22 protein-coding genes and 3 pseudogenes are annotated in these 24,953 nt (G+C 69.1%); 16 read left to right on the plus strand and 9 right to left on the minus strand.

The window, feature by feature from the left end:
- Positions 1 to 4: 4 nt before the first annotated feature.
- Positions 5 to 376: pseudogene (locus B6R96_RS33755) on the plus strand (helix-turn-helix domain-containing protein); the annotation flags it as partial.
- Positions 377 to 486: 110 nt separating this feature from the next.
- Here the strand turns inward: B6R96_RS33755 and B6R96_RS33760 are convergent.
- Positions 487 to 1,374: an SDR family oxidoreductase gene (locus B6R96_RS33760; protein ID WP_081524622.1), complete on the minus strand. Its 888-nt coding sequence runs from the start codon at positions 1,372 to 1,374 to the stop codon at positions 487 to 489.
- 85 nt (positions 1,375 to 1,459) lie between these two features.
- Between B6R96_RS33760 and B6R96_RS37415 the strand changes: the two genes are divergently transcribed.
- Entirely contained in the window at positions 1,460 to 1,600 is a 141-nt protein-coding gene (locus B6R96_RS37415) for a hypothetical protein (RefSeq protein ID WP_159396405.1), read from the plus strand.
- Between the two features lie 344 nt (positions 1,601 to 1,944).
- Positions 1,945 to 3,225: a peptide ligase PGM1-related protein gene (locus B6R96_RS33765; RefSeq protein ID WP_081524623.1), complete on the plus strand. Its 1,281-nt coding sequence runs from the start codon at positions 1,945 to 1,947 to the stop codon at positions 3,223 to 3,225.
- Positions 3,226 to 3,510: 285 nt separating this feature from the next.
- Here the strand turns inward: B6R96_RS33765 and B6R96_RS38350 are convergent, their stop codons facing one another.
- Entirely contained in the window at positions 3,511 to 3,672 is a 162-nt protein-coding gene (locus B6R96_RS38350) for a hypothetical protein (RefSeq protein WP_030730337.1), read from the minus strand.
- A gap of 302 nt (positions 3,673 to 3,974) precedes the next feature.
- On the opposite strand from B6R96_RS38350, the gene B6R96_RS33775 reads away from it, so the two are divergent.
- Positions 3,975 to 5,228, plus strand: a complete 1,254-nt coding sequence (locus B6R96_RS33775) for an NAD(P)/FAD-dependent oxidoreductase (protein WP_081524624.1) — start codon at positions 3,975 to 3,977, stop codon at positions 5,226 to 5,228.
- 183 nt (positions 5,229 to 5,411) lie between these two features.
- Here the strand turns inward: B6R96_RS33775 and B6R96_RS33780 are convergent, their stop codons facing one another.
- Positions 5,412 to 5,678 (minus strand): protealysin inhibitor emfourin, encoded by a 267-nt coding sequence (locus tag B6R96_RS33780; RefSeq protein WP_081524625.1) that lies wholly within the window; start codon positions 5,676 to 5,678, stop codon positions 5,412 to 5,414.
- A 336-nt stretch (positions 5,679 to 6,014) separates the two neighbouring features.
- Between B6R96_RS33780 and B6R96_RS33785 the strand changes: the two genes are divergently transcribed.
- Entirely contained in the window at positions 6,015 to 6,521 is a 507-nt protein-coding gene (locus B6R96_RS33785) for a GNAT family N-acetyltransferase (RefSeq protein ID WP_159396406.1), read from the plus strand.
- Here B6R96_RS33785 and B6R96_RS39035 read toward each other — a convergent pair.
- Positions 6,479 to 6,750 (minus strand): annotated as a pseudogene (locus B6R96_RS39035) (IS701 family transposase); the annotation flags it as partial. The gene B6R96_RS33785 and the pseudogene B6R96_RS39035 sit on opposite strands and share 43 nt — an antisense overlap.
- A gap of 365 nt (positions 6,751 to 7,115) precedes the next feature.
- Here B6R96_RS39035 and B6R96_RS33795 point away from each other — a divergent pair.
- The 8 genes from B6R96_RS33795 (at position 7,116) to B6R96_RS33830 (ending at position 14,989) form a co-directional block, all read left to right on the plus strand.
- Complete coding sequence (locus tag B6R96_RS33795; RefSeq protein WP_081524627.1) at positions 7,116 to 7,520, plus strand: growth inhibitor PemK; 405 nt, start codon at positions 7,116 to 7,118, stop codon at positions 7,518 to 7,520.
- A gap of 38 nt (positions 7,521 to 7,558) precedes the next feature.
- A complete protein-coding gene (locus B6R96_RS33800) occupies positions 7,559 to 7,789 on the plus strand; it encodes a hypothetical protein (RefSeq protein WP_159396407.1) in 231 nt (76 codons plus the stop codon).
- 111 nt (positions 7,790 to 7,900) lie between these two features.
- Entirely contained in the window at positions 7,901 to 8,647 is a 747-nt protein-coding gene (locus tag B6R96_RS33805) for a class I SAM-dependent methyltransferase (protein ID WP_081524629.1), read from the plus strand.
- Between the two features lie 686 nt (positions 8,648 to 9,333).
- Positions 9,334 to 10,839 (plus strand): GMC family oxidoreductase, encoded by a 1,506-nt coding sequence (locus B6R96_RS33810; protein ID WP_081524630.1) that lies wholly within the window; start codon positions 9,334 to 9,336, stop codon positions 10,837 to 10,839.
- A gap of 260 nt (positions 10,840 to 11,099) precedes the next feature.
- Positions 11,100 to 11,918: a 3'(2'),5'-bisphosphate nucleotidase CysQ gene (locus tag B6R96_RS33815; protein WP_081524631.1), complete on the plus strand. Its 819-nt coding sequence runs from the start codon at positions 11,100 to 11,102 to the stop codon at positions 11,916 to 11,918.
- 40 nt (positions 11,919 to 11,958) lie between these two features.
- On the plus strand, positions 11,959 to 12,555 hold the full coding sequence (locus B6R96_RS33820; RefSeq protein ID WP_081524632.1) for an NADPH-dependent F420 reductase: 597 nt from the start codon (positions 11,959 to 11,961) through the stop codon (positions 12,553 to 12,555).
- 533 nt (positions 12,556 to 13,088) lie between these two features.
- Positions 13,089 to 14,096 (plus strand): helix-turn-helix domain-containing protein, encoded by a 1,008-nt coding sequence (locus tag B6R96_RS33825; RefSeq protein WP_237291595.1) that lies wholly within the window; start codon positions 13,089 to 13,091, stop codon positions 14,094 to 14,096.
- A 440-nt stretch (positions 14,097 to 14,536) separates the two neighbouring features.
- Positions 14,537 to 14,989, plus strand: a complete 453-nt coding sequence (locus B6R96_RS33830; protein WP_081524633.1) for a hypothetical protein — start codon at positions 14,537 to 14,539, stop codon at positions 14,987 to 14,989.
- Positions 14,990 to 15,282: 293 nt separating this feature from the next.
- Here B6R96_RS33830 and B6R96_RS38355 read toward each other — a convergent pair.
- Positions 15,283 to 15,429 (minus strand): annotated as a pseudogene (locus tag B6R96_RS38355) (SDR family NAD(P)-dependent oxidoreductase); the annotation flags it as partial.
- On the opposite strand from B6R96_RS38355, the gene B6R96_RS33835 reads away from it, so the two are divergent.
- Positions 15,395 to 16,006, plus strand: coding sequence for an SDR family NAD(P)-dependent oxidoreductase (locus tag B6R96_RS33835; protein ID WP_257789510.1), 612 nt, complete (start codon positions 15,395 to 15,397; stop codon positions 16,004 to 16,006). The pseudogene B6R96_RS38355 and the gene B6R96_RS33835 sit on opposite strands and share 35 nt — an antisense overlap.
- 12 nt (positions 16,007 to 16,018) lie before the next feature.
- Here the strand turns inward: B6R96_RS33835 and B6R96_RS33840 are convergent, their stop codons facing one another.
- The 3 genes from B6R96_RS33840 to B6R96_RS33850 form a co-directional block, all read right to left on the minus strand.
- The gene (locus B6R96_RS33840; RefSeq protein WP_078972127.1) at positions 16,019 to 16,882 is read right to left on the minus strand and encodes an AfsR/SARP family transcriptional regulator; all 864 of its coding nucleotides are present in this window, start codon (positions 16,880 to 16,882) and stop codon (positions 16,019 to 16,021) included.
- A gap of 29 nt (positions 16,883 to 16,911) precedes the next feature.
- On the minus strand, positions 16,912 to 17,976 hold the full coding sequence (locus B6R96_RS33845; RefSeq protein ID WP_443069996.1) for a ferritin-like domain-containing protein: 1,065 nt from the start codon (positions 17,974 to 17,976) through the stop codon (positions 16,912 to 16,914).
- A gap of 61 nt (positions 17,977 to 18,037) precedes the next feature.
- Positions 18,038 to 18,775 carry an AfsR/SARP family transcriptional regulator gene (locus B6R96_RS33850; protein ID WP_053703581.1) on the minus strand — a complete coding sequence of 246 codons (738 nt, stop codon included), beginning with the start codon at positions 18,773 to 18,775 and terminating at the stop codon, positions 18,038 to 18,040.
- A gap of 527 nt (positions 18,776 to 19,302) precedes the next feature.
- Between B6R96_RS33850 and B6R96_RS33860 the strand changes: the two genes are divergently transcribed.
- Both B6R96_RS33860 and B6R96_RS37420 read left to right on the plus strand, forming a co-directional pair.
- Positions 19,303 to 20,181, plus strand: a complete 879-nt coding sequence (locus B6R96_RS33860; protein WP_159062027.1) for a hypothetical protein — start codon at positions 19,303 to 19,305, stop codon at positions 20,179 to 20,181.
- Between the two features lie 407 nt (positions 20,182 to 20,588).
- A complete protein-coding gene (locus B6R96_RS37420; RefSeq protein ID WP_159396408.1) occupies positions 20,589 to 20,909 on the plus strand; it encodes a hypothetical protein in 321 nt (106 codons plus the stop codon).
- A 73-nt stretch (positions 20,910 to 20,982) separates the two neighbouring features.
- Here the strand turns inward: B6R96_RS37420 and B6R96_RS33865 are convergent, their stop codons facing one another.
- The gene (locus B6R96_RS33865; protein WP_081524635.1) at positions 20,983 to 24,951 is read right to left on the minus strand and encodes a hypothetical protein; all 3,969 of its coding nucleotides are present in this window, start codon (positions 24,949 to 24,951) and stop codon (positions 20,983 to 20,985) included.
- Positions 24,952 to 24,953: the final 2 nt, after the last annotated feature.

Consider the following 24,953-nt stretch of genomic DNA (forward strand, 5'->3'; position numbering starts at 1 on the left):
CGCAGTGGCTGGTGTGATCACGGTGTCGGGGCCGTCCTGGATAGTCCCGTTCACCGGGCTGAGCTCGCGTCAGTTCAGCATGCTCATCGCCGCGCTGCGGCGCGAACGTGCGGACCCGGTGCGCAAGGGCCGGCCCTGGAGCCTGCCACTGGAGGATCGTGTGCTGCTGGTCGCCGCCTGTTGGCGCAGGAACCTGACCCTGCGCCAACTGGCGCCGCTGTTCGCGGTTTCCAAGTCCGCGGTCGGCCGCATCATTGACCATCTCGGGCCGATTCTCGCGCTCCAGCCCCGTAAATGGTTCGCCAAGGACGCCGTGCTCATCGTGGACGGCACCCTGGTGCCCACCCGCGACCACGCCGGCAGGAGGCGTTCGAAGGCCTGATGAGCCGGATGGTGGGACGGTTCACATGGAAAATGCCCGGGCCGCCGTTCTACCGCTCTTGAACCCGCCCGCTCCGAAGCCGTGATGCCTGCCCCTGCCGTCGCTCACATGAAGTCGGAGGCGTGACCGTGCGCCCAGTGGCGGAAGGTACGAGCCGGAGTTCCCGTTATCTGGTCGAGTGTGAGGTAGGCATCGTCCGCAGGGGCCCTCGTGTCATGGGGTTCATCTGTGATGCCTTCGAAGCCGTCGTAGCTTTCGAACCCGAACAGGAAGTCTGCGTTCGCGGCCGCGAAGCCCCCTTGGGCTCGGTAGAAGTTGCGGGCCTGTTCGGCGGAGACTTCATCGAGCGTGATCTGTTCTCCGATCGCTTCTGCGATCACTGCAACCTGTTCGCGTTTGGTGAGACTTTCCGGTCCGATGATCGTGTCGATCCGCCCGAGGCGGTGTGGGTCGAGCAGGTTGGCCAGGACGACGTCGGCCACGTCGGCCTCGTGGACGGGACGCCCGATCTGATCAGGAAAGGGCTCCACAGCTCGGCGACTTGCCTTGATCGCTGGTCCCCATAGGAGGAGTGAGTTTGTCGCGAACTCACCGGGACGCACGATGTTCCAATCCAGTCCCGAGTCCATGACGGCCTGCTCGACGACGGCGTTGTACGTCGTGTCGTAGCCGGCCGTCACCGCGGCGGAGGAGACCACGACCACGTGCTCGACGCCCGCCTGTTTTGCGCGAGAGACAACCGCCTCGACGGTCTCAGGGACCGCGATCAGGACGAGTTGCGCGGCACCGTCGAATGCGTGCCTCAGTGTGGACGGGTCGTCCAGGTCGCCGAAGACAACGTCCGCACCGTCCGGGAGTGAGGCACGTTGCGGGTGTCGCGAGATTCCGCGCACCGTGCGACCGGCATCAATCAGCCCTGCCACGACCGGGTGGCCGATCGTCCCAGTGGCCCCGGTGACAACAATGGGAGGGGGCTTCTTTAAGTGAGACATAGTTTCTCACTATAAGACGTCGACGTATCATGATGCATCCGAGAATCGGCCGCAGTCTGGACATATCAATGAGTCCCCTTGGTATGTGCAGTTGTCGCTGAGGGATGACAACACCTATCAGCTGGTGGCCGCGGGCACGACGGACGGGCATGCCGCCCTGATTGCCGCCCGCCATCACCTGCCTGGCACGGGTGCCCTCGACGACTCCGTGCTCGTCACCTGCTGATCGGTTCAGGGATGAGATGCGTGAGGTTCGCGGGCAGGCGCCCGTCTGAAGGCGGTCAGTCCGGCGTGGACCGACTGCGGAGGCGGCGCAGGCGACAGCTGCCCAGAAAAGGGTCACCCGCTCGGACCTGCGGGGCTGGCGACGAGTCCGCCATGACTGCGTTGCCATCGGAGCGGCGCATCCCCCGGCCGATGTCCGAGCCTTCCTCGCCGCGGCCGGTAGGGGGAATGCCGAGGATGTCGACCTCACCGACCCTGACTTTGCGGAGTGGCGGGGCGCCGGCCCCGAGGCGGGGGTTCCAGACTGGCCGTGGACGGCCGTGCGGCGATCGGAGGAGCAGAGTGGTGACGGAGTCGGTCCCGATCGTTGTGTTCGCGAACTTCCTCTCGGACTTGGCGGTGGATCTCGACGAGGGGCAGATCCTGACGACGTGGGCCCAGCAGGCGCCGCGGAAAGCGTGGCTGCTTCGGCCGGGGGACGTTTTCGTCACTCCCGTGCGGCTGAGCCGGCAGTTCTTGCGCTACGTGTACGACCTGACGGGGGTGTCCCCGGAATCGGTGGCGGTGATCGAGGTGCCTCCCGCCGGAGCCGTTCCGCTGGCGCGGGCGGTGCGCGAGGCCGGCCTCCTCGAGCAGGTCCGGGCTCTCGCCGGGGACCGGGGTGCCGCGCTGTTGCCGACGGCGTTGGACGCGTCGGCGATCGCGTTCGCCCGGGACATCGGGGTCGACGTCCACCCGTATCCCACGGTCGAGGCCGCAGAGGCCGCCCTGAAGATGACCATGCTGCTCAACACGAAGACCGGGTTCCGTCAGACGGCCGAGCAGCTGGGCATGCGGCTGCCCGCCGGGCGGATGTGCCGGCGCAGGGAGGCCGAAGGGGTGGCGCGTGAGCTCCTGCGGGACCACGAGCGTGTCGTGGTGAAGCCAGACCGTTCGGCCGGAGGGCACGGGATGCGCTTCGTGTCCCGCGATGACCTGAGGAGCGGGGCGGGCCTGCCGCTGGATACGGTCGGTGGGCCCGAAGGGCTGTGGGTGGTGGAGGAGTGCCTCGACGTGGCCGAGTCGGTCAGTGTCCAGGTGGAGGTCTCCGCCTCCGGGACGCGCGCGCTCTTCAGCGGGGCGATGCGCACGGTTCAGGGCTCTTTCACGGGATACGCCTCGCCGCTGCCGTCATCCTGCGCGCACGTGGCCGGCGAGCTGGAGGAGTGGGGTACGGCCCTGGGCCGCTACCTGGCCGACCACGGCTACGCCGGGCCCTTCGGGCTCGACGCGCTGGTGGACAGGGACGGTGTTGCGTACGCGAGTGAGAGCAACATCCGCCGTACGGCCACCACCACGCCGCACGCCATGGTCACCCGGCTGACCGAGGGGTCTGCCACCGCCCACCCGGCGTGGTCGGTGTCGAAGGGCCGGACACGGACTCCCATGGACTTCGACGAGGTGCTTGCCCGGCTGCGCGCCTCCCGCCTCGCCTTCGACCCGGATCGCGGCGAGGGTGTGGTCCTCTACGCGGACGCACCGTCCGACGGCCGCTCCTGGCGGTACGTGGTGATTGCCAGGAGTGCTGGGGATGTCGGGGAGCAGGAAAGAGCCCTGGCCGAGGTTCTCGAATTCGAGGGTGGCTGACCCCACCACGACGCCGGTCCCGCATCGTCGTGCGGTGGTGTGATCAGGCGGTGCGGCCGCCGAAGGAGCCGCCGGTGCCGTGGTTCTGCGTCGGTCGCCTCGACCTTGTATCCAGTCAGGTCCGTACCGTGCGTCGTGCTCGGCGGTCGTACCGCGTTCCGTCCGGACTTCCCCGCCCCGCCTTTTCGGCTTCACGCACCCAGGAAATGGCGGTGGCCGGTCACCCCCGGGAAGGGGGTGACCGGCCACCGCCATGCAGTGTCAGAACTGCGCCGTCGGCGTGGACTACCAGCGGTACCAGCGGCCACTACTGCCCTTCGGGCGGGCGACAAAACCGATGAGCCACAGGATCAGAACTGCAATAGCCACCCACCAAAGAATCTTCACCGCGAAACCCGCGCCGAAGAGAAGAAGGACCAGTAGAAGAACGAGAAGCAGGGGAACCATAGTTATCAACCTCCGAAGAACCGTCTGCCCGAGCGGAATCAGGACATGCCTGGGATTCTTATCTGTTTTTTATCCCGTTGGCTGGGCAGGAGGTCTTGCCGACATGTGACAAGGACGCTTCGACGGAGCCGCGTCGCAGCCGAAGCCGACGAGAAGACGTACCCGCACGCGCACAGGGACGCACCCGGACGGGCGGCCGCCGGGCCTACGGGCGGTGTCGCACATGTGTCGAGGTCGTACGCGGCACACAGTGAACGAGCGGCACGGGCCGCATCGAAGCGAGACGTGAGAGAGGTGGTCGTATGTCCTCAGGCCTCGACGCGGCGGACGTGCTGGTCGTCGGTGCTGGAGTTGCCGGGTTGGCGTGCGCCCGGGACCTGCTGGCGGCCGGTATGCGCGTACGGGTGATGGAGGCCGGCGACGCGGTCGGCGGGCGCATGCGTTCGGACCGGGTCGGGGGCTTCCTCGTGGACCGCGGGTTCCAGGTGTTCAACACCGGCTACCCCCAGGTCCGGCGCAGGTTCGACCTGAAGGAGCTCCGGCTTCGGCCCTTCACGCCAGGGTTCCTCGTTCACACTCCGACCGGCAGGCTCAGCTTCTACGATCCGACCCGTCGCCCGCGCACGCTGCCCGAGTTGCTCTCCGGTCGCCTCGCCGGCCGTCGCGACCTGGTCGCCCTCGGCCTGCTGTCCGCTCGTGACGTGCTGCTGCCCCCGGCTCGGCTCAAACGACGGCCGGACACCACCGCCCGCACCGCGTTCGCCGACGCCGGGATCTCCGAAGAGTTCGTCGAGAGGTTCTTCCGCCCCTTCGTGTCGGGGGTCTTTCTGGAGGAGGAACTGGAGACTTCCGCCCGGGTGTTCCACATGGTTTGGCGGAGCATGCTGCGCGGAACCATCTGCCTGCCGACCGAGGGCATCGGGGCGGTCCCGCAGGCCCTCGCCGCCGGCCTGCCGGAGGGTGCCGTACAGCTCGAGACCCCGGTGGCCGAGCTCACGGCCGATGGTGTACTCACCACCGAGGGACGGGAGATCCCGGCACACGCAGTCGTGGTCGCCACCGGCCCCGGGGCCGTCCCGAAACTGCTCCCCGAAGTGCCCCTGCCCGCCTACCGAACGGTGACGACGTACTACCACGTCGCTCCGCGGTCCCCCCTCGGCGAGCCGACCCTCCTCGTGGACACCCGACGCCGCTTCCTCAACACCTGTGTCCTGAGCGACGTCGTGCCCGGCTACGCCCCACGCGGCCACAGCCTTATCGGCACGTCGGTCACAGGCCGGGACCGGCAGGGCCGTGAGCGCGAGCTCCGAACGGCGCTTGCGGAGGCGTACGGCACGAGCACAGACGGCTGGGACCTCGTCACCGTCCGCACCATCGAGGACGCGCTGCCCGCCATGGCTCCGCCGCAGCCGCTGACCCGCACCACGCGCGTTGCGCCGGGCCGTTATGTGTGCGGTGACCACCGGGCCACGGGGTCCACCCAGGGTGCGCTGGCCTCCGGTGCGCGGGCCGCGCGCGAGGTGCTGCACGACCTGCGGCGCCATGGCGTGGTGTGAACGGCTCGTCCACGCGGTCTCGGCGGTGACGGGCAGGGCGGCGAAGGCCAGGAGCTCGCGTCGCGTCGCCGTGGTGGGGGCACCGGGCGGGGAGTGGGAAACCCCTGTCGGACCGATGGGTCCGGGGTCCGGCAGGGGTGGTCACTGCCCGAGAGGGCACTGAATGCCCTCTCGGGCGGATCGTCAGGCAGCAGCGGCCAGGACAGTGTCGATCAGTTGCCGCTGGTCCTCGGTGAGGTAGGGATCCTGTAATTCCACCAGCTTGCTGTCGACGCGGATGACGTAGCTGAAGCCGTCCGGAACGGGGACCTGCCCCACGGGGCTCTCACCGCTGAGCGCGCGCTCGGCCAGCCGCTCCAGCTCGAGCCTGTCTCCGCGGCACTCCGTATCGAGAGAAGCGGTCCGCTCCCCGCCCGCAAACCCGCCGGTGCGTGTGACGGTGATCAGCATGGTGAACCTCCTTGAACAGAGCGCCGCCCGGCCGGGGTTCGGCCGGAGCCGGGCTCCTCCCGGGCGGCGCGCATGGTTGTCGTGTCGTCAGCCCTCGCTTGCCCGCAAAAGCCGCGCACGCGCCTCTGCGAGCACTTCGAGCGCAAGATGTCCGAAAACGCGGCCCCGGCCCATGGCCACGAACGCGACACCACCCTGCTCGGCGACTGGAACTCGGGCACCGGGGCGAAGTGGTCGCGCCCCTCGGTGTCGTGTGGCCCGCCAGCACGAAACCGTGATCCAGTGGGATCCACTACTCCCGCAAGTGATTGAGAATTGAGAAGGGTGGTCAGTGCCGTGCCAACCACCGGTGCCCGGCGAATCCGGCACGCCGCACCCGGCGAGGCCGCCGACCTCGAAGCCCTCCAGGAACGGTCGTCGACCCACTGGGACTACCCACCGGGCTACTTCGACTGGGCGGGTGACGCGCGGGCGATTCCGGAGGCCTACGTCCGGAACAACCCGGTCTTCGTCCTGGAGGAGGACGGCAAGAGCCTCGGCTTCTACGGTTTCACCGAGGAGGACGGCGACCTGCTCCTGGACAAGCTCTTCGTGGACGTCGACGAGATCGGCAAGGGGTACGGCAAAGCCCTTTGGCAGCACGCGATCCGGACCGCGGGCGGCCTCGGCCGATCGGAGTTCACCATCGCCTCGGATCCGAACGCCGCCCCGTTCTACGCAGCCATGGGGGCCGAGGAGTACGCGACGAAGCCGACCGCCGAGCCGTCCTGGACCCTGCACATGTTCCGCTACACCCTCTCCTCGTTGCAGGTGAGCGGTATCAGCTCGTCGGGTGAGGGATAACGGCCGTGTTCGTTCGCGCGGACGACGGTGAGGAAGGCGTGCGCAAGCATGGCCAGGGTGACCCAGCGGGACCAGGACGAGTAGCGCCGGACCTGCTGCTCGTCCAAGGTCGCCAAGCCCGTGCCGGACTGGAAAGGCTCCTCGACCCCCCACCTTGATCCAGCGACGCGCACCAGGTGGTCAGCGGCACTGCGGCCGGCGAGTAGCAGCGGTGGTACGCAAGTCTCCCGCAACCGGTGCGGCCCGGTGGCCGGCGTCCCACTTGGTCCGCCCGAGCAGGTGCTGCACGCGGTCCGGGGTCCTGTCCCCGGCCCACTCGGCGATGGTCCTGCAGTTCTTGCGCGGCAGGTCCGACAGCAGTCCGAGTGCCAACTTCCCTGCTGCGCACCGGGATTCAACCCGCGTGAACCGTCCCGCTATCCGGCTCATCAGGCCCTCGAACGCCTCCTGCCAGTGGGCAGGGTTTACGCTGTGACCAGCGGCCACCGCGTGATCTTCAGTCTTCACACACCGATGATCAACGGTGGCGCCCCCGTCTCCACAGCGCGTCGGGCTCGCGCAGCGTCTGTCTGCCGTCCCGTGTCTGGAGGGCCTGTGCAACGTGGTGAAGTCTGGTGGGTCCAGTTCGACGAGCGGCGGTTGGTCGTACTGCTGTCGGGAGACGACGCGTCCGGGATCCGGGTGATGCAGGTCGTCGCTCCGGCGGGCGTCGACCTTGGCGGTCTGGGTATCGAAGTGATGGTGGGCGCCGGGGACGGGGTGCCGTTCGAAGGCGTGCTGCGGCTCGCGTTCCCGCGTCCAGGCTTCACCCCTTGCACGTGGCTGACCACTGTCTCACGGGACGACCTGATAGAGCGGGCGGCCGTCCTGTCCTCGGCGAAGCTCAGCGAGATCGACGATGCCCTCCGACTCGCTGAACAAGCGCAGGAGCAGACCCCGGCGACGACCGCGAAGCTCAGCGAGATGAGGGACGCCCTCCGTCTCGGTGAACTCGGGTAGAGGGAGAAAGAGCCGACGGCATGGGGGGTCCCGGCCAGATGGAGGAGGTGTACGAGGAGGTGGACACCGAGTTCACCCGCGGCACGGTGTACTTCCGGGTCATGGAGAGCCTCCTCGACGCCAGGGAGTACCAGGTCAACGCGGTCACCGGTATTTCCCCTTCTGTCTTCTGGAGTGGGTCTGCCCGTTCCTGCGAAGGCCGGGTGTGGTTCTGGCGGTGGGTTTCGAGAACGCAAGCCTTTGTCTCAACGGTCGCCGCCTGCCCGTAGCCAGTGCCCCGTTGCGCTTGTGCATCCGCCGACGTTCCCGGCGACTGCCTGCCGCCGGGGAAAGGTACAGAAATGCGGCGCCGAATACCTGTATCCGTCAACAATGTTCGTATGGCCATTACTTCACAGGCTCGCTCGTTCGACACGGCTGCCGCCAGCTACGCTGCGAACCGTCCGTCATACCCGTCCGAATTGCTCGATGCGGTTGAGGAACTCACTGGCTTCCCCTTGGAAGGCGCCCGCGTCGCCGACGTCGGGGCCGGCACCGGACTGGCGACGTCGCTTCTCCAGGACCGCGGTGCGATCGTCGTTGCTGTCGAGCCAGGCCCGGGGATGGCCTCGCAGTTCCGTCTCGGCCTGCCCGATGTCCCGCTTGTGATCGGGGACGGCAACAACCTGCCGCTGGCCTCCGCCTCCATCGACGTCGTCACATATGCCCAAGCCTGGCACTGGACCGACCAGCGCAAATCCGTCCCGGAAGCGCTCCGGGTCCTGCGCACCGGTGGCGCCCTCGCCCTCTGGTGGAACGACTCGGACAACACCGTTCCGTGGATCGCAGACCAGGACGCGCGCCTGCGCCGACTCTTCGGCGCCGACGACAGCCCTCACGACCCCACGGCCCGGTTCCGCGGGCTGCCGCCCGAGCTCGGCTTCGTCCACCGGCACGTGCCGTGGATCCGGACCGTTCCCCTCGACATGCATCTCGCCAACCTCGCCAGCTACTCCGACTTCCTTGTCCTCGGCAAGGAGGCGACGAACACCTTCATCGCCAGGGAGCGCGACCTCCTGGCCGAAGCCTTCCCGAACCGGATGGTCGAGGAGCACTACGTGGTCAGCTTGGCCGTCGCCACCCGTTGACACGGGCAATACGAAACGGTGGCGAGCGGCCGGCGGACAGGGATGGCCTTGTTCACGGGGTGTGGTTCTGGCACAGGTTCCTGAACCGGCCCGGACGGCGAGCTCGCGTCCAGGACGCTCCAGCCGACCGACCGTCCTGCGACGCCCTCCAGCGCCGAGCCGGGTGGAGCGTCAGCTCCGGCCTCGTACTGCTGGCGACCGTCTCGCACCACTCCGTCCGACGTCGTCGCATGGCGCTGAAGTTCCGAACGAACGTCGCGGTGGTTCAAGTACGTGCTGTGCCGGTTTCCTAAGATTCGACGGCAGAGGGGAAACCCGGGCGGTTCCTGCACGGATACACACCAAGGACGAGAAACTCGTGAAGCAAGTGAAGGCCGGCCGCGTGGCCGTCATCGCAGGTACCGGCGCCGATATGGGCATCCCCAACGGGGACAGTCCTGCGCCATTTGAGCCCGCTAGCTGCTGAGCAACCGGTCCACGCCTTCTGCGCATCGAGGTCGGACGCGGCCGCGGCAGGCACAGGGCCGGGGGCGGGGCCGGGGCCGGGGCCGGGGCCGACGTGAAGACACCGTCCTGACTTTTCGGCCCCCTCAGTACATGAACGCAATCAGCTCTTTAATCGTCGAGGAGCTGCATTTTCAGAAGCCCGGTGGTCGCACAGTGCTGCCGTGGGAAGCGGAGACAATATGGGCAAGAGCCCTTATGACCATGTCGTGGTGGGGGCCGGGACCGCCGGATGCGTGATTGCCTCCCGGCTTTCGGAACGCCCCGGCGTGCGGGTGCTGTTGTTGGAAGCGGGAGCCCGGGACGCGACCGACGCGATGGCATCTCCATGGGGATTCCTCGGCTTCGACGCGTCATCCCTGTGGCCGGGTGCCTCGACCGTGCAGGCCGGCACGGGCAGGGCCGCCGACGTACTGCGCGGTAGAGCGCTCGGCGGATCGTCGAGCATCAACGGCCTCTACCACCTGCGGGGGCACCGCTCCGGTTACGACGAATGGCCCGGACTCGGCGCGCCGGGCTGGGGTTTCGACGATCTGCTGCCCTGCTTCCGCCGCAGCGAGAGTGCTCGCAGTCGTGATGCTTCCGTGCGGGGCACGGACGGGCCGGTCGTGGTCGCCCCGGTCCCGGAACCCCATCCCCTGGCCACGGCGTGCGTCGACGCCGCGCTACAGGCTGGGTTCACACGCGCCGATGACATCGGCGCCGGGCTGGAGACAGGGTTCGGGTGGAGCGACATGAATCTGCCCGGCGGTACCCGCCAGAGCGCGGCGGACGGCTACATCCGTCCGTTCCTCGACCGGCCGAACCTGGACGTCGTCACCGATGCGACCGTGCAGCGGCTGCACACCACCGCGGGCCGCTGCACCGGCGTCGAGTACACCCTGGGCGGCGAGCACCTGTCCGTCGAGAGCGCCGAGGTCGTACTGACCGCGGGGGCCATCGGTTCCGCACACCTCCTGCTGCTGTCAGGGATCGGCCCGGCACAACACCTTGACGAACACGGCATCGAAGTCGTCGTCGATCTACCGGGAGTGGGCTCCCATCTGCAGGACCATCCGATGGCGGGCGTCGTGTACGAGGCCAGCCGGCCCGTACCGTTCCTGCCGGCCAACCCACCGGCCGAAATGATGGGCCTGCTGTACAGCGACCCCGCCGCGACCCGGCCGGACCTTCAGGTCTACGTTGTCGCCGCACCACTCCCGTCGCCATGGGGCCGGTCTCCGGCCAACGGCTACTCCATCGCCTTCTCCGCGATGGCTCCGCACAGCAGCGGTACCGTGCGCCTGGCGGACGCCCATCCCGCCAGCGCTCCCGTGGTCGACCCCGGATACCTGAGCGATGACCGTGACCTGGAGGTCATGCGCAAGGGCCTGGCCGTGGCGCGCCGCATCGGGGAGGCCGACGCGTTCGCCGCCTGGCGCAAGCAGGAAGCGGTACCGGGCTCGGGAACGAGCGGCGAATCCGTGGACGCGTTCATCCGCCAGGCCACCGGCCCCTACTTCCACTTCACCGGCACCTGCCGCATGGGAACCGACGCCGAAGCCGTCGTCGACCCTGCCGACCTTCGTGTTCATGGGATGGCAGGACTGCGGGTCGCCGATGCCTCGGTGATGCCGTCCATCCCCTCGGCCAACACCAACGCGACCGTCTACGCCATCGCCGAACGGGCCGCCGAACTGATCGCCTGAGCCTTCCTCAGCGCCCACGGCGGCGCTTCCCCCACTCGTTCATCCCTCCCGGTCGTGCGCCGGATGCAGCCCGGCCACCGGCTGATCGCAGGGCGGCGACCTTCAGCCGCGCGGCGGATCGCGTCGAGCAGGCTCGCATCCCACTGCATCCGAGTGCTCCTGCCGTCCTTGTCATGCGTGTGAAGCCAATGACGGGGCTGTAGACCCCCGGGACGAAAACGGCCGACCCCAACACCCCCACCTCAGACGGGAATACCACCATGTCCGAAACCCTTAAGACCACAGACGTCGCCACCTCCGACGCCGACCTGCTCGACCAGACTGCGGTCGCCGTGCGCGCAGCGGGCTCGGCGCTGCGCGCACGCTTCGGCGACGTGGTCCGCTACCGGACCCGCGAAGAACTGATGCGCGCACTCGCCGCCAACGACGACACGGCCCTCGACATCTTGCGCCCCCGCCTCACGCGCCTGCGCCCCGACGCCGGGTGGGTGGAGGACGAACTGGACGGCGGAGCGCTGCCGTCCGGCGAATGGTGGGTCGTGGATCCGGCCGAAGGCAACGTCAACCACCTGCACGCCCTGCCCGAGTGGGCGGTGACCGCCACCCTCGTACGCGAGAACCAGCCCGTACTCACCGCAGTCCACCTGCCGTTGACAGGCGAGACCTACACCGCGCTCACCGGCGCGGGCGCCCATCTCGACGACCGCCCGCTGCACGTCTCCCGGACCACGGACCTCGGCCTGAGCATCGTGGCCACCAGCCAGGCGCGGCCGGACGAGGACGAGAAGGTCGTGCGACGCGTCGGCTCCTCGATCACCGCGATGCTCTTCGACGCGCTCGTCGTCCGTACCTCCGTGCCCGCGACCCTGCACCTGCTGAACGTGGCCGCCGGCCGGATCGACGCCTTCTGGCAGTTCGCCGGCGCCCGCGCCGACCTGCTTCCCGGGGCGCTGCTCGTCACCGAGTCCGGCGGACGCATCTCCGACGCCGAGGGCCGTCCCTGGACCCCGCAGAGCGAAAGCTTCCTGGCCACCGCCCCCGGCGTCCACACCCAGGCCGTCGCCGCACTCTCGCGCTGACCCGCACCACAACGTCCACGCACAGAAGGACCAGATCACCATGACCACGATCGCAGTTCTCGGAAACGGCTGCGTCGGCGGCAACCTGGCCAAAGCCCTCACCCAGGCAGGGCACGAGGTGACGGTGGCGGACCGCGCGCCGGGTGCCGCCGCCGACGCTGCCCGGACATCCCGGGTCGTCATCAACGCCACCCCGGGCGATGGCTCATTGGACCGGCTCGCCGCCCTGCGCGACGAACTGCACGGCAAGATCCTCATCGACGTCTCCAACGCCACCGTCGACGGACCGGACGGACTGCCCGCCGACCTGATCTACCCCGGCTCGAGCCTCGCCGAGCAACTCCAGGAAGCCCTCCCCGAAACACAGGTCGTGAAGACCCTCAACACCATGCTCTTCCCGGTGATGACCGCGCCGGCCACGCTCGCCGAGGCGCCGACCGTGTTCCTCTCCGGCGAGGACCCGCGGGCCAAGCAGACGGTCGGCGAACTGCTCACCGACCTCGGCTGGCACAAGGAGTGGATCACCGACCTCGGCGGGATCCGGACCGCCCGCGCCACGGAGGCCGCCATCCTGTTCGTACCGCACGTCATCCGCTCCATCGGATTCACCCCCTTCGCGATCTCGATCGCGCGCTGACTGTCGAGCCGCGTCGGCTGCGGCTGACCGGCGCCGGCGCCGGCATCGATGGGTAGCGGCGGCCGGCCAGCGAGCCTCCTGGTCATCGAGCGTGTGGGCGACGCCCGAGCCGGTGGACGAGGTTCTGCGGCGTGCCGTAAGCGGGACCGCCGGCCGGGACCCTGGCCGGCGTTCTCGGCCGTCTCGGTGCCGTCGGGCAGACCGGGAGACGCGCTCCCGCATACATGCACAAGTTCGACAGGGAGGACGGAGCGCGAACGCGGCTCCTGGTGATCAGGCTTCTCTCGGCCTGATCACCAGGAGCCGCGTTTCTCGTTGCCGACCTGAGCGAACCGACCCGACCACCACGGCGCGTACTCGGGCGATGAGTTCATCTCGCCGATTCGGAAGCATCCGCTCCGACCCTCGACCACTGCCCTGCGGGCCGTCCGTAGGAAGATTGACACAGCGCCCACATGAGCCATGGCGACGCCTACGGAACACGATCACCACAGGATGGCGTTGAAGCAGTGAGTACGAGGAACCGGAGAGGGATGCACAGCACAGGAGCGGAGGTCGACGGCGCGCGCGGGGTGTTCGCGGTGGATTCGACCGCCCCTGGCGCCGCACCGCAGGGACTCGACGCCTTCCGGCGCGGGTGGGAGGCGCAGATCGGCGACGATGTCTTCCAACTCCCGGCCTTCAGCCCGGACACGATCGGTGACTTCCGGGTCAAGGGCAACGTGGCCAAGGTGCACGGCGCGGCGATCGCCGATCTGCACGCCGCATCGGCAACCCGGACCGCGGACGTCCCGGGCGGCGATCAGGATCTGGTTGCCATGTACGTAGTGCGGCGCGGTGCATGGACCCTGGGCGGCCCGCCCGCTTACGGCGACCAGACCGTGTCGGCCGGGCAGTTCCTCGTCCGGCACCTCGGGCGGCTGACGGCCTTCGAGACGTCGGCGGACCTCACGGCGAAGTTCGTCGTCCTGCCCCCCGACGAGCTCAAACCCCTGCTCGGGAACCGGGTCATCACCGGGTCGGCGGACTCGGCCGAGATGCGCTTGCTGTCGGCCCTCACAGACATGATCCACATAACCGTGGCCGACCTCGGCCCGGCCGGTGTGGCAGCCGCCCACGGCACCCTGATCGAACTGACCAAGGCGGTCCTGAAGGGCCGGTTCGACGACGTGGAACCCCGGCTGGCTCCCGCCCTCACCCAGGCGGCCAAGGACCTCGCGGACCGGCGGCTCGCTGATCCCGAACTCTCTCCGGCGATGCTCGCGCGTGAACTCAACGTCTCCGTCCGTACGCTGCACCGGGCATTCGCCGCGGCCGGTGAGCAGGTCAGCACCTACATCCGCCACCGGCGACTGCACGAGGCCCGGCTCGCGCTTGTCGCGCCGTCAGGTCGCCTGAGCATCTCGGAACTCGCCGCACACTGGCAGTTCGCGGACGGCAGTCACTTCACGCGGGCCTTCAAGAAGCACTTCGGTCAGACGCCCACTGAGTACGCACGCTCGACCGCAGCAGCCAAGCGCTCGCCGGACCGACACCCGTGAGGTTGCGCGTTCAGCGTGAGGCTCTGGGCGGCTCGGCATTCCCCGGCGCTCCCAGAACGAGGACGCGGCGGGCGGCCCCGACCACGAGCGGCCGCCACGGCGGCATGTACGGAAAGGTGTCCAAGTCGGATTCGCAGTACCCCAGTTGGCCGCGACAGCGCTGCAAAGCGCTGGGCCCCCTGGCCGACGGCCCCTGGCCGTGCGGGGAAGCGAACCTCCAGGGCAATCCTCTGCTGAGCTGAAGCTGCCGGCGTCACGTGGGCGGAGTCTGCGGCTGAGCATGCAGAGCTGCCGCTGAGCGTTGCAGTCGGCCGGAACCGCGCAGGAGGCGCCCCTACGACGTCTACGGACCCGGCTGAGCCAGAGCCTCGACCGGGCCGCGCACGCACGCGCGCGAAAAGGAGATGCCGGCCCTTGGCCTGCGCAGACAGGATGTCTCCATGTCGACCGACGTCAGCGGAATGATCGAATGCCGGCCCGGCGCCCGCCTATGGGGCCCCGACGACGAGGACTCCGTATGGGAGGTCGGCATCGACCTCTTCCTCCTCAACAGGGGCAACGCCTACGACGGCCTGGCCTGCCTGTTCGGTGTCCGCAACTCCTTCGGCTTCCGTCCCCTCGCGGAAGATCGCGGCTTCCCGGACGACGCCTCGGATGGGCTGCGAGATGAGTTCGCCGGCCACGGAGGCCCCCACGATGTGCACGGGACCACCTGGCTGACCTGGGCCGAGCTGGAGACCACGGACTGGCAGGAGACCAACGCCGCAGGCACACGAACCCGTGCCTCAGCCGCAGGGATCGACACCGACTGGGGCCGGGTCTGGAGCGTCATGCGCATCCTCAGCGAGGTCCATGGGGCCGAGAACGTACGCCTCGTCGCCTGGTTCCACTGACTGACCCGGGGCTGCTTACCTGGTCGGCCAGTCAGCGCGGTAGGCAGCGGGCACCGAGGCGGTTCGAGGTACTGCGAACGGAGGAGGTTCGGCTCGGCGCGTCCGCAGGAGCTCACGGATCGTGGTGCTGCGGTCCATGGGTCCATGGGTCCATGGGTCCATCGAACGGCGGGCTGAGGGGGCAGCGGAAGGGGTACTGCTGGCCCCCGGACGAACACGCCCGGGTACGGACCCCCGCGGCGGGGTGGGCGGGTGGTTGGCTGGACAGCGGACCTGCCCCACCTCACCGGGGCGCCGGCATGCGAGTTCCCGGCGTTGTTGACCAGGACATCGATGCGTCCGAAGCGGTCGACGGCCGCCTGGGCGGCGGCTTCTGCCTCGTCCAGTCGGGTGACGTCCAGCTTCGTGACCAGCAAATTGTCCTGCGGACCGCCCAGAGTCCAGCAGATCGAGACGAACCTCTTCGGCCCCATGAACGTGACCCGAGCCGTCCTGCCGATCATGCGCAGGCAGCGCGCCGGCCACATCATCACCCTGTCCTCCTCCGCCGGCATCATCGGACAGGAGTTCTGCGTCGCCTACGCCGCCTCCAAGTTCGGCGTCGCGGGCTGGATGGAATCCCTGCGCTACGACGTCGAGCCGTACAACATCCACACCACGGTCGTGAAACCCGGCTTCCTCCGCACCGAGTTGCTCGTGGACGCCTCCACCACCTGGCCCGAGCCGACCATCGCCGACTACGCCGAGCGCACCACCGCTACCGTCGCAGCCTGGAAGAGCATGAACGGGCAGCAGCCCGGCGACCCCGCCAAACTCGCTCGCGCCCTCCTGACCATCGCCGGCCAGAAGACGCCGCTGCTGCGCTTCGTCGCCGGCGCCGACGCGATCGAAGCGGTGAAGGCCAAGGCCCAGGAGCTCCTCGCGCGCCCGTACACGGAGCGGTGCACCCTGCTTGAGATCAGACACTCAGGACGTTTGCTTTCCTGGTGCGCTCGTGGCTTGCCTGTACCCGCATGACGAACCGGACCGCTACGCGGACGGTGTCCCGATCTCTTCCTCCCCCACCTGCTGACCGGGACGCAGCGAGCGGACGGGCGATCGGGGCGCGGCCGTGCGGAAGCGTACGGCCGCGCTCGTCACGATGCGGGACCGTGTCTGGCGGCCCGCTGCGCCCGACTGGAGCTGACGGGCGAACAGGGCCGAGGGCGGTACCCCGAGCTCCTCGTCCAAGAGGCGCCAGAAGGCGACGTAGTGCCGTACCGCCTCCTGCATGTTCCCCTCCGCCAGGTGCGCGGCGACGACCGCGCGGTGCGCGCTCTCGCGTAGGGGTTCCGTCCGTACGCTGGTCAGGGCCGTCTCCAGGGCCAGCGCGTGCCGCCCCTCCCGGGCCAGGCCGTGGGCCAGTGCATCGAGGGCGTGCAGGCGCAACTGCCGCAGTCGTTCCCGTTCGAGGAGCACCCAGTCGTCTTCCCAACCGGGCAACAGCTCCCCGTCGCCGAACAGGACCGCCAGCACGGGTTCGGAGCCCCGTGCGACTGAGGACTGCACCACGCGCAGCGCCGTATCGGCGAGCACACGGGCGTCCACGGTCACGGAATCCGTGATCGAGACCGTGTTCCTGCAGCAGGTGACCGGCGCGCGTTCGCCGCGGGGCAGCTTGCACAGGGCACTGCGCAGGCTGCCCCGGGCATGAGCCTCGGTGGCGTTCGGCCACAGCGTTCCTGCGAGGACCGTCCGGCTGACGCACGAACGCAATCCGACGAGGGCCAGCAGGCGTTGCGCGTTCGGGCACAGGTCCACGGCCTCGGCGCCGTACGCGAGCCGGAACTGGCCCAGCAGCCGCAAGTGGGGGAAAGGGGAGGGGGGTGATTCCGCGAGGTGCGTGCGATTCATGGTCACTCTCAGAACTGGATGGGGGCGCTTCACGACGCCGTGTAGCGGAACTCCGGTCCGTAGTTCTTGCCACTGCTGTCGGGCAGGGCGAGCTTCATCAGCTTCTGGGCGGGGGAACGAAGCTTGCGCATCTCGCTGACCGCATCGTCCAGCAGGTCCGCGGCCACGTCGGGATGGTCCGGGTCTGCCGGCTGCCAGCTCTGCTCGAGGAGCCGCAACATCTCGCTGTAGGTGCCGTTGACCTTGTCGAGGAGTGCGATCACCTCGGGCGGCACGGTGGGTCCCCGCGGCCAGCCCCCTTCCGGCACGACCCCCATCGGGAAGGTGGGGAAGTCCCACTTGTCCGGGGGCAGGGGCGGGTCGTGCAGCTCATGCGCACAGAGGATCTTCCGGAACGCGTAGTAGTGGGCGAGTTCGCCGGACCCCGACCCGTTCGGGAACGGATTCTCGGGCGACGCGGAAGTTCCCTCGCCCTGCTCCTTGATGACCGTGATGGCCGACTTGACGGCGTCGAGCGTCCTGAGTTCCTCGAGGGTGTTCCCCGAGCCGTGGTGCTCCATGTCTCGAATCACCTGCCGGTGGCCGGTGATCAGCTCCGGTTGAGCGCACAGGGCGTCCAGGATCGCGGTGTAGAAGGCACCGATGGAGGTGTAGGAGGCCGGGGCCGCCGACGGGAGCGGATGGTCGGGCTCCTCGATACTCGCGTACATCTCGACCGAGTGCTTGGTCAGCCCGCTCAGGGAGACCGTCAGTTCGGGCCGGACACCGCCCGGCAGTGGGCCGGGGTACCTCGGCACGAGCGTCTCGTCGGCGAGGCGGGGGTCACCGCCGACGGTGGTGAGCAGGTTGCAGGCGATACCGAGGTGCGACATCTCGTCGAACACGATCGTACGCAAGGTACGCAGGACCGGATTCTGGCTCGTGTCGTTGATCGACCACATGCCGCACAGGTATGGAGGGAGGGTCGCGAGTTCCAGCAGGATCGCCTGCTGCAGGGCGTCCCTCACCCACACGGCGTCATGCTCCTCCGCTGGCCGGCGCATCAACTCGACGATGCGGTTGCCCTGGGCATACTGAACGGCGTTCACGGCCATGCTCCTTTGGACGGGACGAGTCCCCGACACTCCATCCTCGGCGCTCGCCGTCACCGCACCGTCATCGCGGCCGCGCCGCGCACCGCCGTTCGAGTGGGATCATCTGCCTGAACTGGGCGGATGGCTCAGCCCCGAGCTCCGCGCGCAGCAGGTGGCGGAAGGCCTCGTAATGCCGTAGGGCTTCGACCAGATTGCCCTCGGCGAGATGCGTAGATACGACGGACCGGTGTGGGTCCTCACGGAGCGGGTCGATTCGGATGCTCGCCAGCGCAGCCTCCAAGGCGAGGGCGGGCAGGCCCTGCCGGGCCAGTCTGTCCGACAGGGTGTCGAGGGCGTGCAGGCGGAGCCGCCGCAGCCATTCCCGTTCGAGGACGACCCAGTCCTCGTCCCAGTCGGGCAGCAGATCGCCCTTCTCCAGGAGGCCCATCAGCAAGGGATCGACGTGCGGGGGCTCGCAGCCCCGGACCACGTCGATCGAGGTCCGGGCGAGGATGCGGGCGTCCACGACGACGTCGTCGGCGAGAGCGAGTGACTCCTGGGTGCAACGCAGGAGCTCCTGGGCTCCGCGCGGGAGCTTCCACAGCGTGGTCCGCAGGCTTCCCCGGGCGTGTGCCTCGGTTGCATCGGGCCACAGGGTCTGGGCGACGACGCAGCGTTGGGCCCGCCGCCGGAGCCCTATGAAGGCCAGGAGCCTCTGGGCATTGCCGCAGACCGGCACGGGTTTCCCCTGGCACTCCAGGCGGAACTGGTCGAGCAGCAGCAAGGTGGACTGCCGTTGGGGTGAGGGGGAGGGATTCATCTGCCGTCCCTGCACGCAGTTCGCGAGACATTCGTCCCGGTTTCCACTGCCACATCATAGGGCGGGGGACTGCGTTGGACCTGTCGTCGCGGCGGTGTTCGTCCTCCGGCGAACCCAAAAGGCCGACGTGCGGACGGTTGCGGCGGAGAGCACGATGGTCACAGGGGAGTACACGCGGTGCGGGGAGGGAAAGCTGCCGCGGAGCGCTCCTCCTGACGCCCGGAAGGAATGACCGGCCGTGACGAGAGAGCCGCGACTCCAGGACCCGCAGGACAAAGTCCGCAGCCCCGCACACCGGATGAGGCTTCCCGGTTTCATCGAGATCGAGAACGACATCGGCCTCGGCGAAGTGGTGAAGCACGCGACCCGGACGGTGGGCATCAGACCGTGCGGCAGGTGCGAGGAACGGGCCCAGAGGCTGAACCAATGGATGACATTCACGGGTCGGCGGGACGGCAGCACAGGCTGAGCCGCCCGGGCGCGTGCGCGCCCCGGCCACGCCCGCCCGCCGCAGTTCAGGAGCTGCTATGGATACTCAAGACGTCAAGGACCCCGCCAAGGGCCCGGTGACCAAAGAAGGATGCGGCTGCGGGGCCGGGCGCGACGAGCCGTCCGTGCGGACCGCGCCCTCGCCTCCCTCCTTCGTCTACGCGATCGGCCGGATCGGCTTCCAGGTGCCCGACCTCGGCGTGGAGAAGGAACTGGCGCAGAGCATGAGGCGCACCGACACGGCGTGGATGACGGACCGTGAGGCGCTCTGCGAGGTGCTCACCCAGCCGGAGAACCGCTACCTGGCGCGGCAGCTGTGCTACGTGCTCTCCATACAGGGCCTGGACACCTACGTCCTGGTCCCGCGGGATCCGGACGACTTCGCCCTGCTGGCCGAAGCCGTCCGACCCTCGCACCAGGCGGACGCCATCGACGTGGTCATCGGGGTACGGGGCGGTGTCGCCCACCCGGGCCACTGCGGCGGGCTGCAGCTGCCGGTGGTCACCATCGACCAGCTCTATTCCGCCAGCGTCTCCTACCTCGTGCAGGCCATCGACAGGCCCGAGTCCATGGACGCGGAACAGTTCGACAAGGCGGCGGGGGACCTGCTGAACACCGTCCTGAACGTGTCCGGGAACGTGGGCGCCTCGGACGAGCACCGCGCGCTCACCTACTTGATGGTCCGCTACCCCGCCATCTACCGGAAGACGTTCGCGCAGTCCATGGACGGCTTCTCCCTCGCTTCGATCGACGTGAGGCGATCCAACCTGAGCGGTGCCCGTCAGATCATGGACGTCGTCCTCACCTACTCCAGCCGCAAGACGGACGAGGTGGAGAAGTACTTCATACCGGTTGACGTGACCAACGAGTTCCCGTTCCCGACCGGTCCGCTGGGCACCTTCTACGACCACGGATGAGGAGGTTTTCGGTGACACGGACATTCCCGAACATCCCGGGATTCCACAACGATCTGCCCGACTGCAGAGAAGCCTGGCCTGACGGCATGCAGACCTACTACTGCCCGAGGGAATGCGGCGCCGAGTGCCAGAACCATTGCGAGGGCGCCTGGAACCAGGGGCAGTGCCGGACGAAGTGCGAGAAGGACTGTATGAACGACTGCCTCTTCGTACCGTGCTGCACCAGAGAAGAAAAATGCGACCAGGGTGTGCGGCTTGTGCGCGAGTCCTGCCGGCTCGGCTACGGGGAAGGCACGCGCACCTCTGAGTGGAGGACCACGGGGTGGTGCTCGGCATCGCCCTGAGCGGTACTGGCCCGGACACGGGCGTCGTCTCGCTCCTGCGACCACGGATGAGGAGGCTTACCGGTGACACCCATAAACCCGCCCATCGAAGGATTCCACTACGACCTGCCGGACTGCAGCGAAGCCTGGCCGACCGGCATGCAGACCAGCTGGTGCCCGACGGAATGCGACCTCTACTGCAGCAACGATTGCGAGGGAGCCTGGAACTCGATGCAATGCCGGAGGAAGTGCGACAAGGACTGCATGAACAACTGCCTCTTCGTACCGTGCTGCACCAGAGAAGAAAAATGCGACTACGGTGTGCATCGCGTGCGCGAGTCCTGTCGGCTCAGCTACTGGGAACGCACCCGCACCTCGGACTGGAAGGCCACCGGGTGGTGCTGATTCATACGTCGATGCCGGGTGGCACATGTCCACCCGGCATCGACGTATGACGGTCACCGGCCGAGAAGAGATGTCAGAGGGTGAACGTATCCAGGTAGGACACCCGCTGGATCAGCCCCCGCGCACCGCTGCGGACTTCTTCGACTTCCTGGACCAGCAGACGCTGCGGACGCCCCTCGGACGGTGCGCCCAGCAGTGTCAGCCTGCCCTCCCAGCGGGCGATCGGACCGGTCGAGGTGAGTGGCAGCGTCACTGTCGCCTCGGGGATGTCGAGGGTGATCCATTGCGCGGGGTCGTCGATCGAACCGGTTTGCCGGATCTGGAGCCTGACGGTCATCCGCGTGGCCAGACCGCCCGCGCCCGGCGGCGGCAGCGGGCCGGTGACCACCACGGTCGCGTCCTTGCCGACCACGGACACCGATGCCTGCCTGCGGGCCGGGAGCTGGACGAACCCCGCGTCGACCCCGGCCGAGAGCCTCAGGTCCTGCGGTGAGAGCAGCGCGTTGTGCTGCAGGCGTGCCACCCGCAGCCGTACGAAGGGCTGGTAGACGTTCTGCGCCTGGAAGCGGACATCCGCGTACCACAGCCGGCGCTCTTCGTCGTACTTCACCGGGTAGCCCATCGCATGGCCCTGGGGCACCGTCTCGTCGACGGCGCCGAGCAGGTCGACGGGCCGCGGGTAGGCGATCACCGGGGCGGAGCCCGGCTGGCGGATGGGGTCGCGGCCCCACATGGTGGCCCATTTCGCGGACGCTGCGTCGGGGAGATCGGTCGGCCCGAGGACGCGGACGGCCAGCATCTCCCCCTCGCCCGAGGCGTACCAGGGCCGTTGCAGATAGACCCGGACCATACCGTCGAGCCGCGTGCTCGTCTGGGCCGAGCCGGCCGTCCCGCGCTCCCACTGGAAGGCGGGGACCACCGAGTGCACCGCGGGCGCCGGCGGCCGCGCGGTTGCCGGGACGTGGCGGGTGACGGTGGTCCCGGCCCGCGTCACCGGGGGAGTGGTGAAGGAGACCAGGACCTCGGTGCCGTCCGGAATGGCACTGGCGTCGAGGCGCGCGACCGTGCCGTGCGCGTCGTCCACGACGAAGTCGCGGCCGAAGGTGTACGTCACCCCGGGGTCGGCGGGGGTACCGGCGGCCGTGACCGCGGCGGCGGGGGCCGCCCGCACGACGACGGTGCCGGGGACGAACGCGGAGGCCACCGGCTCCGGGTTCCTGCCGATGAGCCGTACCTTGCGCGACTGGGTGAAGTACGAGACGAACCTCGACACGCCCACGGGGGTGAACCGGATCGCGCGGTGGCGGGTGTCGCCCACGTCGTGGCGCGCTTCGAAGGGCACGGTCACGGTACCCGCACGGACGGCCGGGTCGTCCTCGTCGCCCGCCGCCGGGCGGTGGGCGCGGTCGGCGCGTACGGCCTCGTCGCCCTGGCGCAGGACCGCCCGAGCGGAGGGCTCGGCGGCCGGTTTGGCCTGCGTCGGGTCGTCGACGTACTCGGTCCATGCGGCCTCCGTGTGCACGGACAGCGTCGAGGCCTCATGGATGCTCATCGCCGGGGCCTTGAGGACGTAGGCGGTCTCACCGGGGCCGCGCTCGATGCTCATCTCCCCGAACTCGGGACCGGTGACGGGGCAGCGGACCGCGTGGATCAGACGCAGCTCCGTCGTGGGCGTGAGCTGGGCGAGCAGCCCGGCGGCGACCCGGGCACGCAGTTCGTCGAGTTCTTCGTCCGGGCGGCCCTCGGATTCGGTGAACCACCGCCACAACGCCATCAGGTCCTCGTCGCCCCGTTTCAGCATGCTGCTCAGCAGCACGGTGTGGGTGGCGGCGGGGGGCACCGTCACGCGGATCACCCGTCCGGCGGAGTCGAAGACGGGGATCTGCGCGGCGCCTCCGATGGCGCCGGGCACCACGACGAGCCGCAGCGGGAAGCGTTCGTGCCATCCGCTGCCCTGAGGCCAGGAGGCGAGGAGTTCCGGCATCCCGGGCAGCCCGTGCAGTGCCGCTCCGCTCGACATGGGGTCGGATCCCCACGTCAGCTGCATGGTGTCGGTGTCCTTGTACGGGGTGCCTCCGGCGCCAAGGTCGAGCGTGCCCTCGACACGGCCGTCGTCGAGGCGGGCGAGCAGTGCGTACACGGCCGGGTCGAGCCGGTGTTCGCGGGGCACGTCGAGAACTCCGTGGCGTTCCAGCAGCTGCACGCTGGCCTTGGGGGCCAGCAGGTGCCGTTCGCAGGTGGGGCCGACCACGGGGGCGGCGGCGTTCGAGTTGTCCGTACGGACCACGAGCACCGTCAGGGATTCCCCGGGGGTGACCGGCCGGCGGGGCACGAGCACGGGTGCGGGCACGGGCTCGTAGCGCGAGTAGCGCAGCGGGGGGCTGGCCGGCTCGCCGGCCGTCGGCTGGGCCTTGAAGGGCACGCTGCGGCCCGCGAGGTCGACCAGGCGGGCCCGGAAGCGGTAGGTGCGGCCGTAGCGCAGGGACGGCAGCGTCCCGGGCGCGGCCTGCACGGTCGTGGAGAAGGGCAGGGTGGCATCGGGTGCGGGGCCCGGCTCCTGGAGGTGCTCCGAGGGGTCGATCATCTTGCCGGTGAGTGCGGCCACCATGCTCCAGCCGCCCCAGTGGAACAGGGACTGATGCAGCCGGGACACGGGGTTCCCGGCGGCGTCGACGCCCCGGGTCAGGCCGTCGCTGACGGTGCCCTCGTCGTCGATGGGCAGCGCTCCGGCGTAACCCTGCACGCTGTAGCGGCCCGTGCGGCGGCACAGGGGGTACCAGCGGCCGGAGCCCTGGTCGAAGACGTCCACCCGGTAGCCCTGGAGCACGTTGTCGGCGTGGAGGATGATCGCTTCGCCGGGCTTGAGGGCAGACTCCAGGTCCTTGTCCATCGCAAGGGCCTCGCGCAGCTGGGTGCGGAAGGCGATCTGGCGGTCGCTCTCGACCACGAAGATCCCGTCGGAGCGCAGGGCAGGCGCGAGCAGGCGTGGTGCCTCGCGGTTCCTCGGCAGGTCGGCCAGCATGGCGGCGTACGACTGGAGGCCGAGCGCCGCCGCGTCGATGTCGACGTCGACCACCTCGTACTTGGCGGTGTCGTCGAGCGGCAGGTACAGCGCGGCCTCGGCTCCGCTCTTCCGAGCCAGCAGGAGCCGGCCCTGGCGCAGGACGCAGCGGGTGAAGGGCTGGTCGATCCTGACGGCCGGATGCTGCAGCGGCACGGCCTGGATTTCGGTCGGCTTTCCTTCCGCCAGCTCCTCAGGCAGTGGCACCGTCACGCGTCGCACGAGTCCGAGCTGTTCCAACAGTCCCGGGTGGTCGGCCAGGGCTGCCAGGAGGCCGTGGAAGTCCCGCTCGGGCGTCTTGAGTTCCGCGGACTCCTCGTCCCCCGCCTCGCGGGGCGGAAGGGTGAGCGGTTCGTGGAAGCCGGCGAGGCGCATCCAGCCGTACGGGTCGTCCTGGAAGTCGTCGGGCAGTACGCCTTCGCGGATCAACGACGCGTGGGCGTCGGCTGCGCGCGCGGGATCGTCCGCGCCGACCAGGCGGACGAGACGGTCGACGGAGGTCCATCCGTCGGCGCCGCCCGAATGCTCTCCTCCCAAGGACGCGACGGGCAGGACCTCGGGGTACGGGCTGTCCGAGAGGGGGAAGAGGCGGCCGTACTCCTCTCGCAGGGACTCCAGCACGAGGTGGGCGGGGTAGGACTCCAACGGGTGCGCCGCCACGGTGCGGTCGAAAACGAAGGGCTTGACCTGGGAAGCTGCGAAGATCTTCCCCCACAGGGAGGGCTGGGCGACCGGTTGGACCGTGGCCGGCATGGTCCTCACCGCGCCACCCTCCAACCGGAATTTGACATTCAAACTGAAGGGGAAGCCTGGCCAGGCCTTGGCGTTGGAAAAGCCCGTCAGGGGGACGAGGCTGCCGGCCGAGGCCTGGTCGTCGGTGAGCTGAAGTCCGAACATGAGGGAAAGGCGGGCCAGCCCGTCGCCGGCGGCCGGAGCCGCCGGGTCCGGCAGCAGGGTCCACACCACGGTTTCCTGTTTCATGG

The organism is Streptomyces sp. Sge12 (assembly GCF_002080455.1).
Classification (GTDB): Bacteria; Actinomycetota; Actinomycetes; order Streptomycetales; family Streptomycetaceae; genus Streptomyces.

Excerpts from the sequence above, each read along its gene's own strand:
- B6R96_RS33860 (WP_159062027.1), top strand. The coding sequence starts at position 19,303 with ATGGATACTCAAGACGTCAAGGACCCCGCCAAGGGCCCGGTGACCAAA.
- B6R96_RS33780 (WP_081524625.1), bottom strand. The coding sequence starts at position 5,678 with ATGCTGATCACCGTCACACGCACCGGCGGGTTTGCGGGCGGGGAGCGG.
- B6R96_RS33805 (WP_081524629.1), top strand. The coding sequence starts at position 7,901 with ATGGCCATTACTTCACAGGCTCGCTCGTTCGACACGGCTGCCGCCAGC.
- B6R96_RS33865 (WP_081524635.1), bottom strand. The coding sequence starts at position 24,951 with ATGAAACAGGAAACCGTGGTGTGGACCCTGCTGCCGGACCCGGCGGCT.
- B6R96_RS33800 (WP_159396407.1), top strand. The coding sequence starts at position 7,559 with ATGGAGGAGGTGTACGAGGAGGTGGACACCGAGTTCACCCGCGGCACG.
- B6R96_RS33760 (WP_081524622.1), bottom strand. The coding sequence starts at position 1,374 with ATGTCTCACTTAAAGAAGCCCCCTCCCATTGTTGTCACCGGGGCCACT.
- B6R96_RS33825 (WP_237291595.1), top strand. The coding sequence starts at position 13,089 with ATGCACAGCACAGGAGCGGAGGTCGACGGCGCGCGCGGGGTGTTCGCG.
- B6R96_RS33845 (WP_443069996.1), bottom strand. The coding sequence starts at position 17,976 with ATGGCCGTGAACGCCGTTCAGTATGCCCAGGGCAACCGCATCGTCGAG.
- B6R96_RS33775 (WP_081524624.1), top strand. The coding sequence starts at position 3,975 with ATGTCCTCAGGCCTCGACGCGGCGGACGTGCTGGTCGTCGGTGCTGGA.
- B6R96_RS33815 (WP_081524631.1), top strand. The coding sequence starts at position 11,100 with ATGTCCGAAACCCTTAAGACCACAGACGTCGCCACCTCCGACGCCGAC.
- B6R96_RS33820 (WP_081524632.1), top strand. The coding sequence starts at position 11,959 with ATGACCACGATCGCAGTTCTCGGAAACGGCTGCGTCGGCGGCAACCTG.
- B6R96_RS33830 (WP_081524633.1), top strand. The coding sequence starts at position 14,537 with ATGTCGACCGACGTCAGCGGAATGATCGAATGCCGGCCCGGCGCCCGC.
- B6R96_RS38350 (WP_030730337.1), bottom strand. The coding sequence starts at position 3,672 with ATGGTTCCCCTGCTTCTCGTTCTTCTACTGGTCCTTCTTCTCTTCGGC.
- B6R96_RS33850 (WP_053703581.1), bottom strand. The coding sequence starts at position 18,775 with ATGAATCCCTCCCCCTCACCCCAACGGCAGTCCACCTTGCTGCTGCTC.
- B6R96_RS33840 (WP_078972127.1), bottom strand. The coding sequence starts at position 16,882 with ATGAATCGCACGCACCTCGCGGAATCACCCCCCTCCCCTTTCCCCCAC.
- B6R96_RS33810 (WP_081524630.1), top strand. The coding sequence starts at position 9,334 with ATGGGCAAGAGCCCTTATGACCATGTCGTGGTGGGGGCCGGGACCGCC.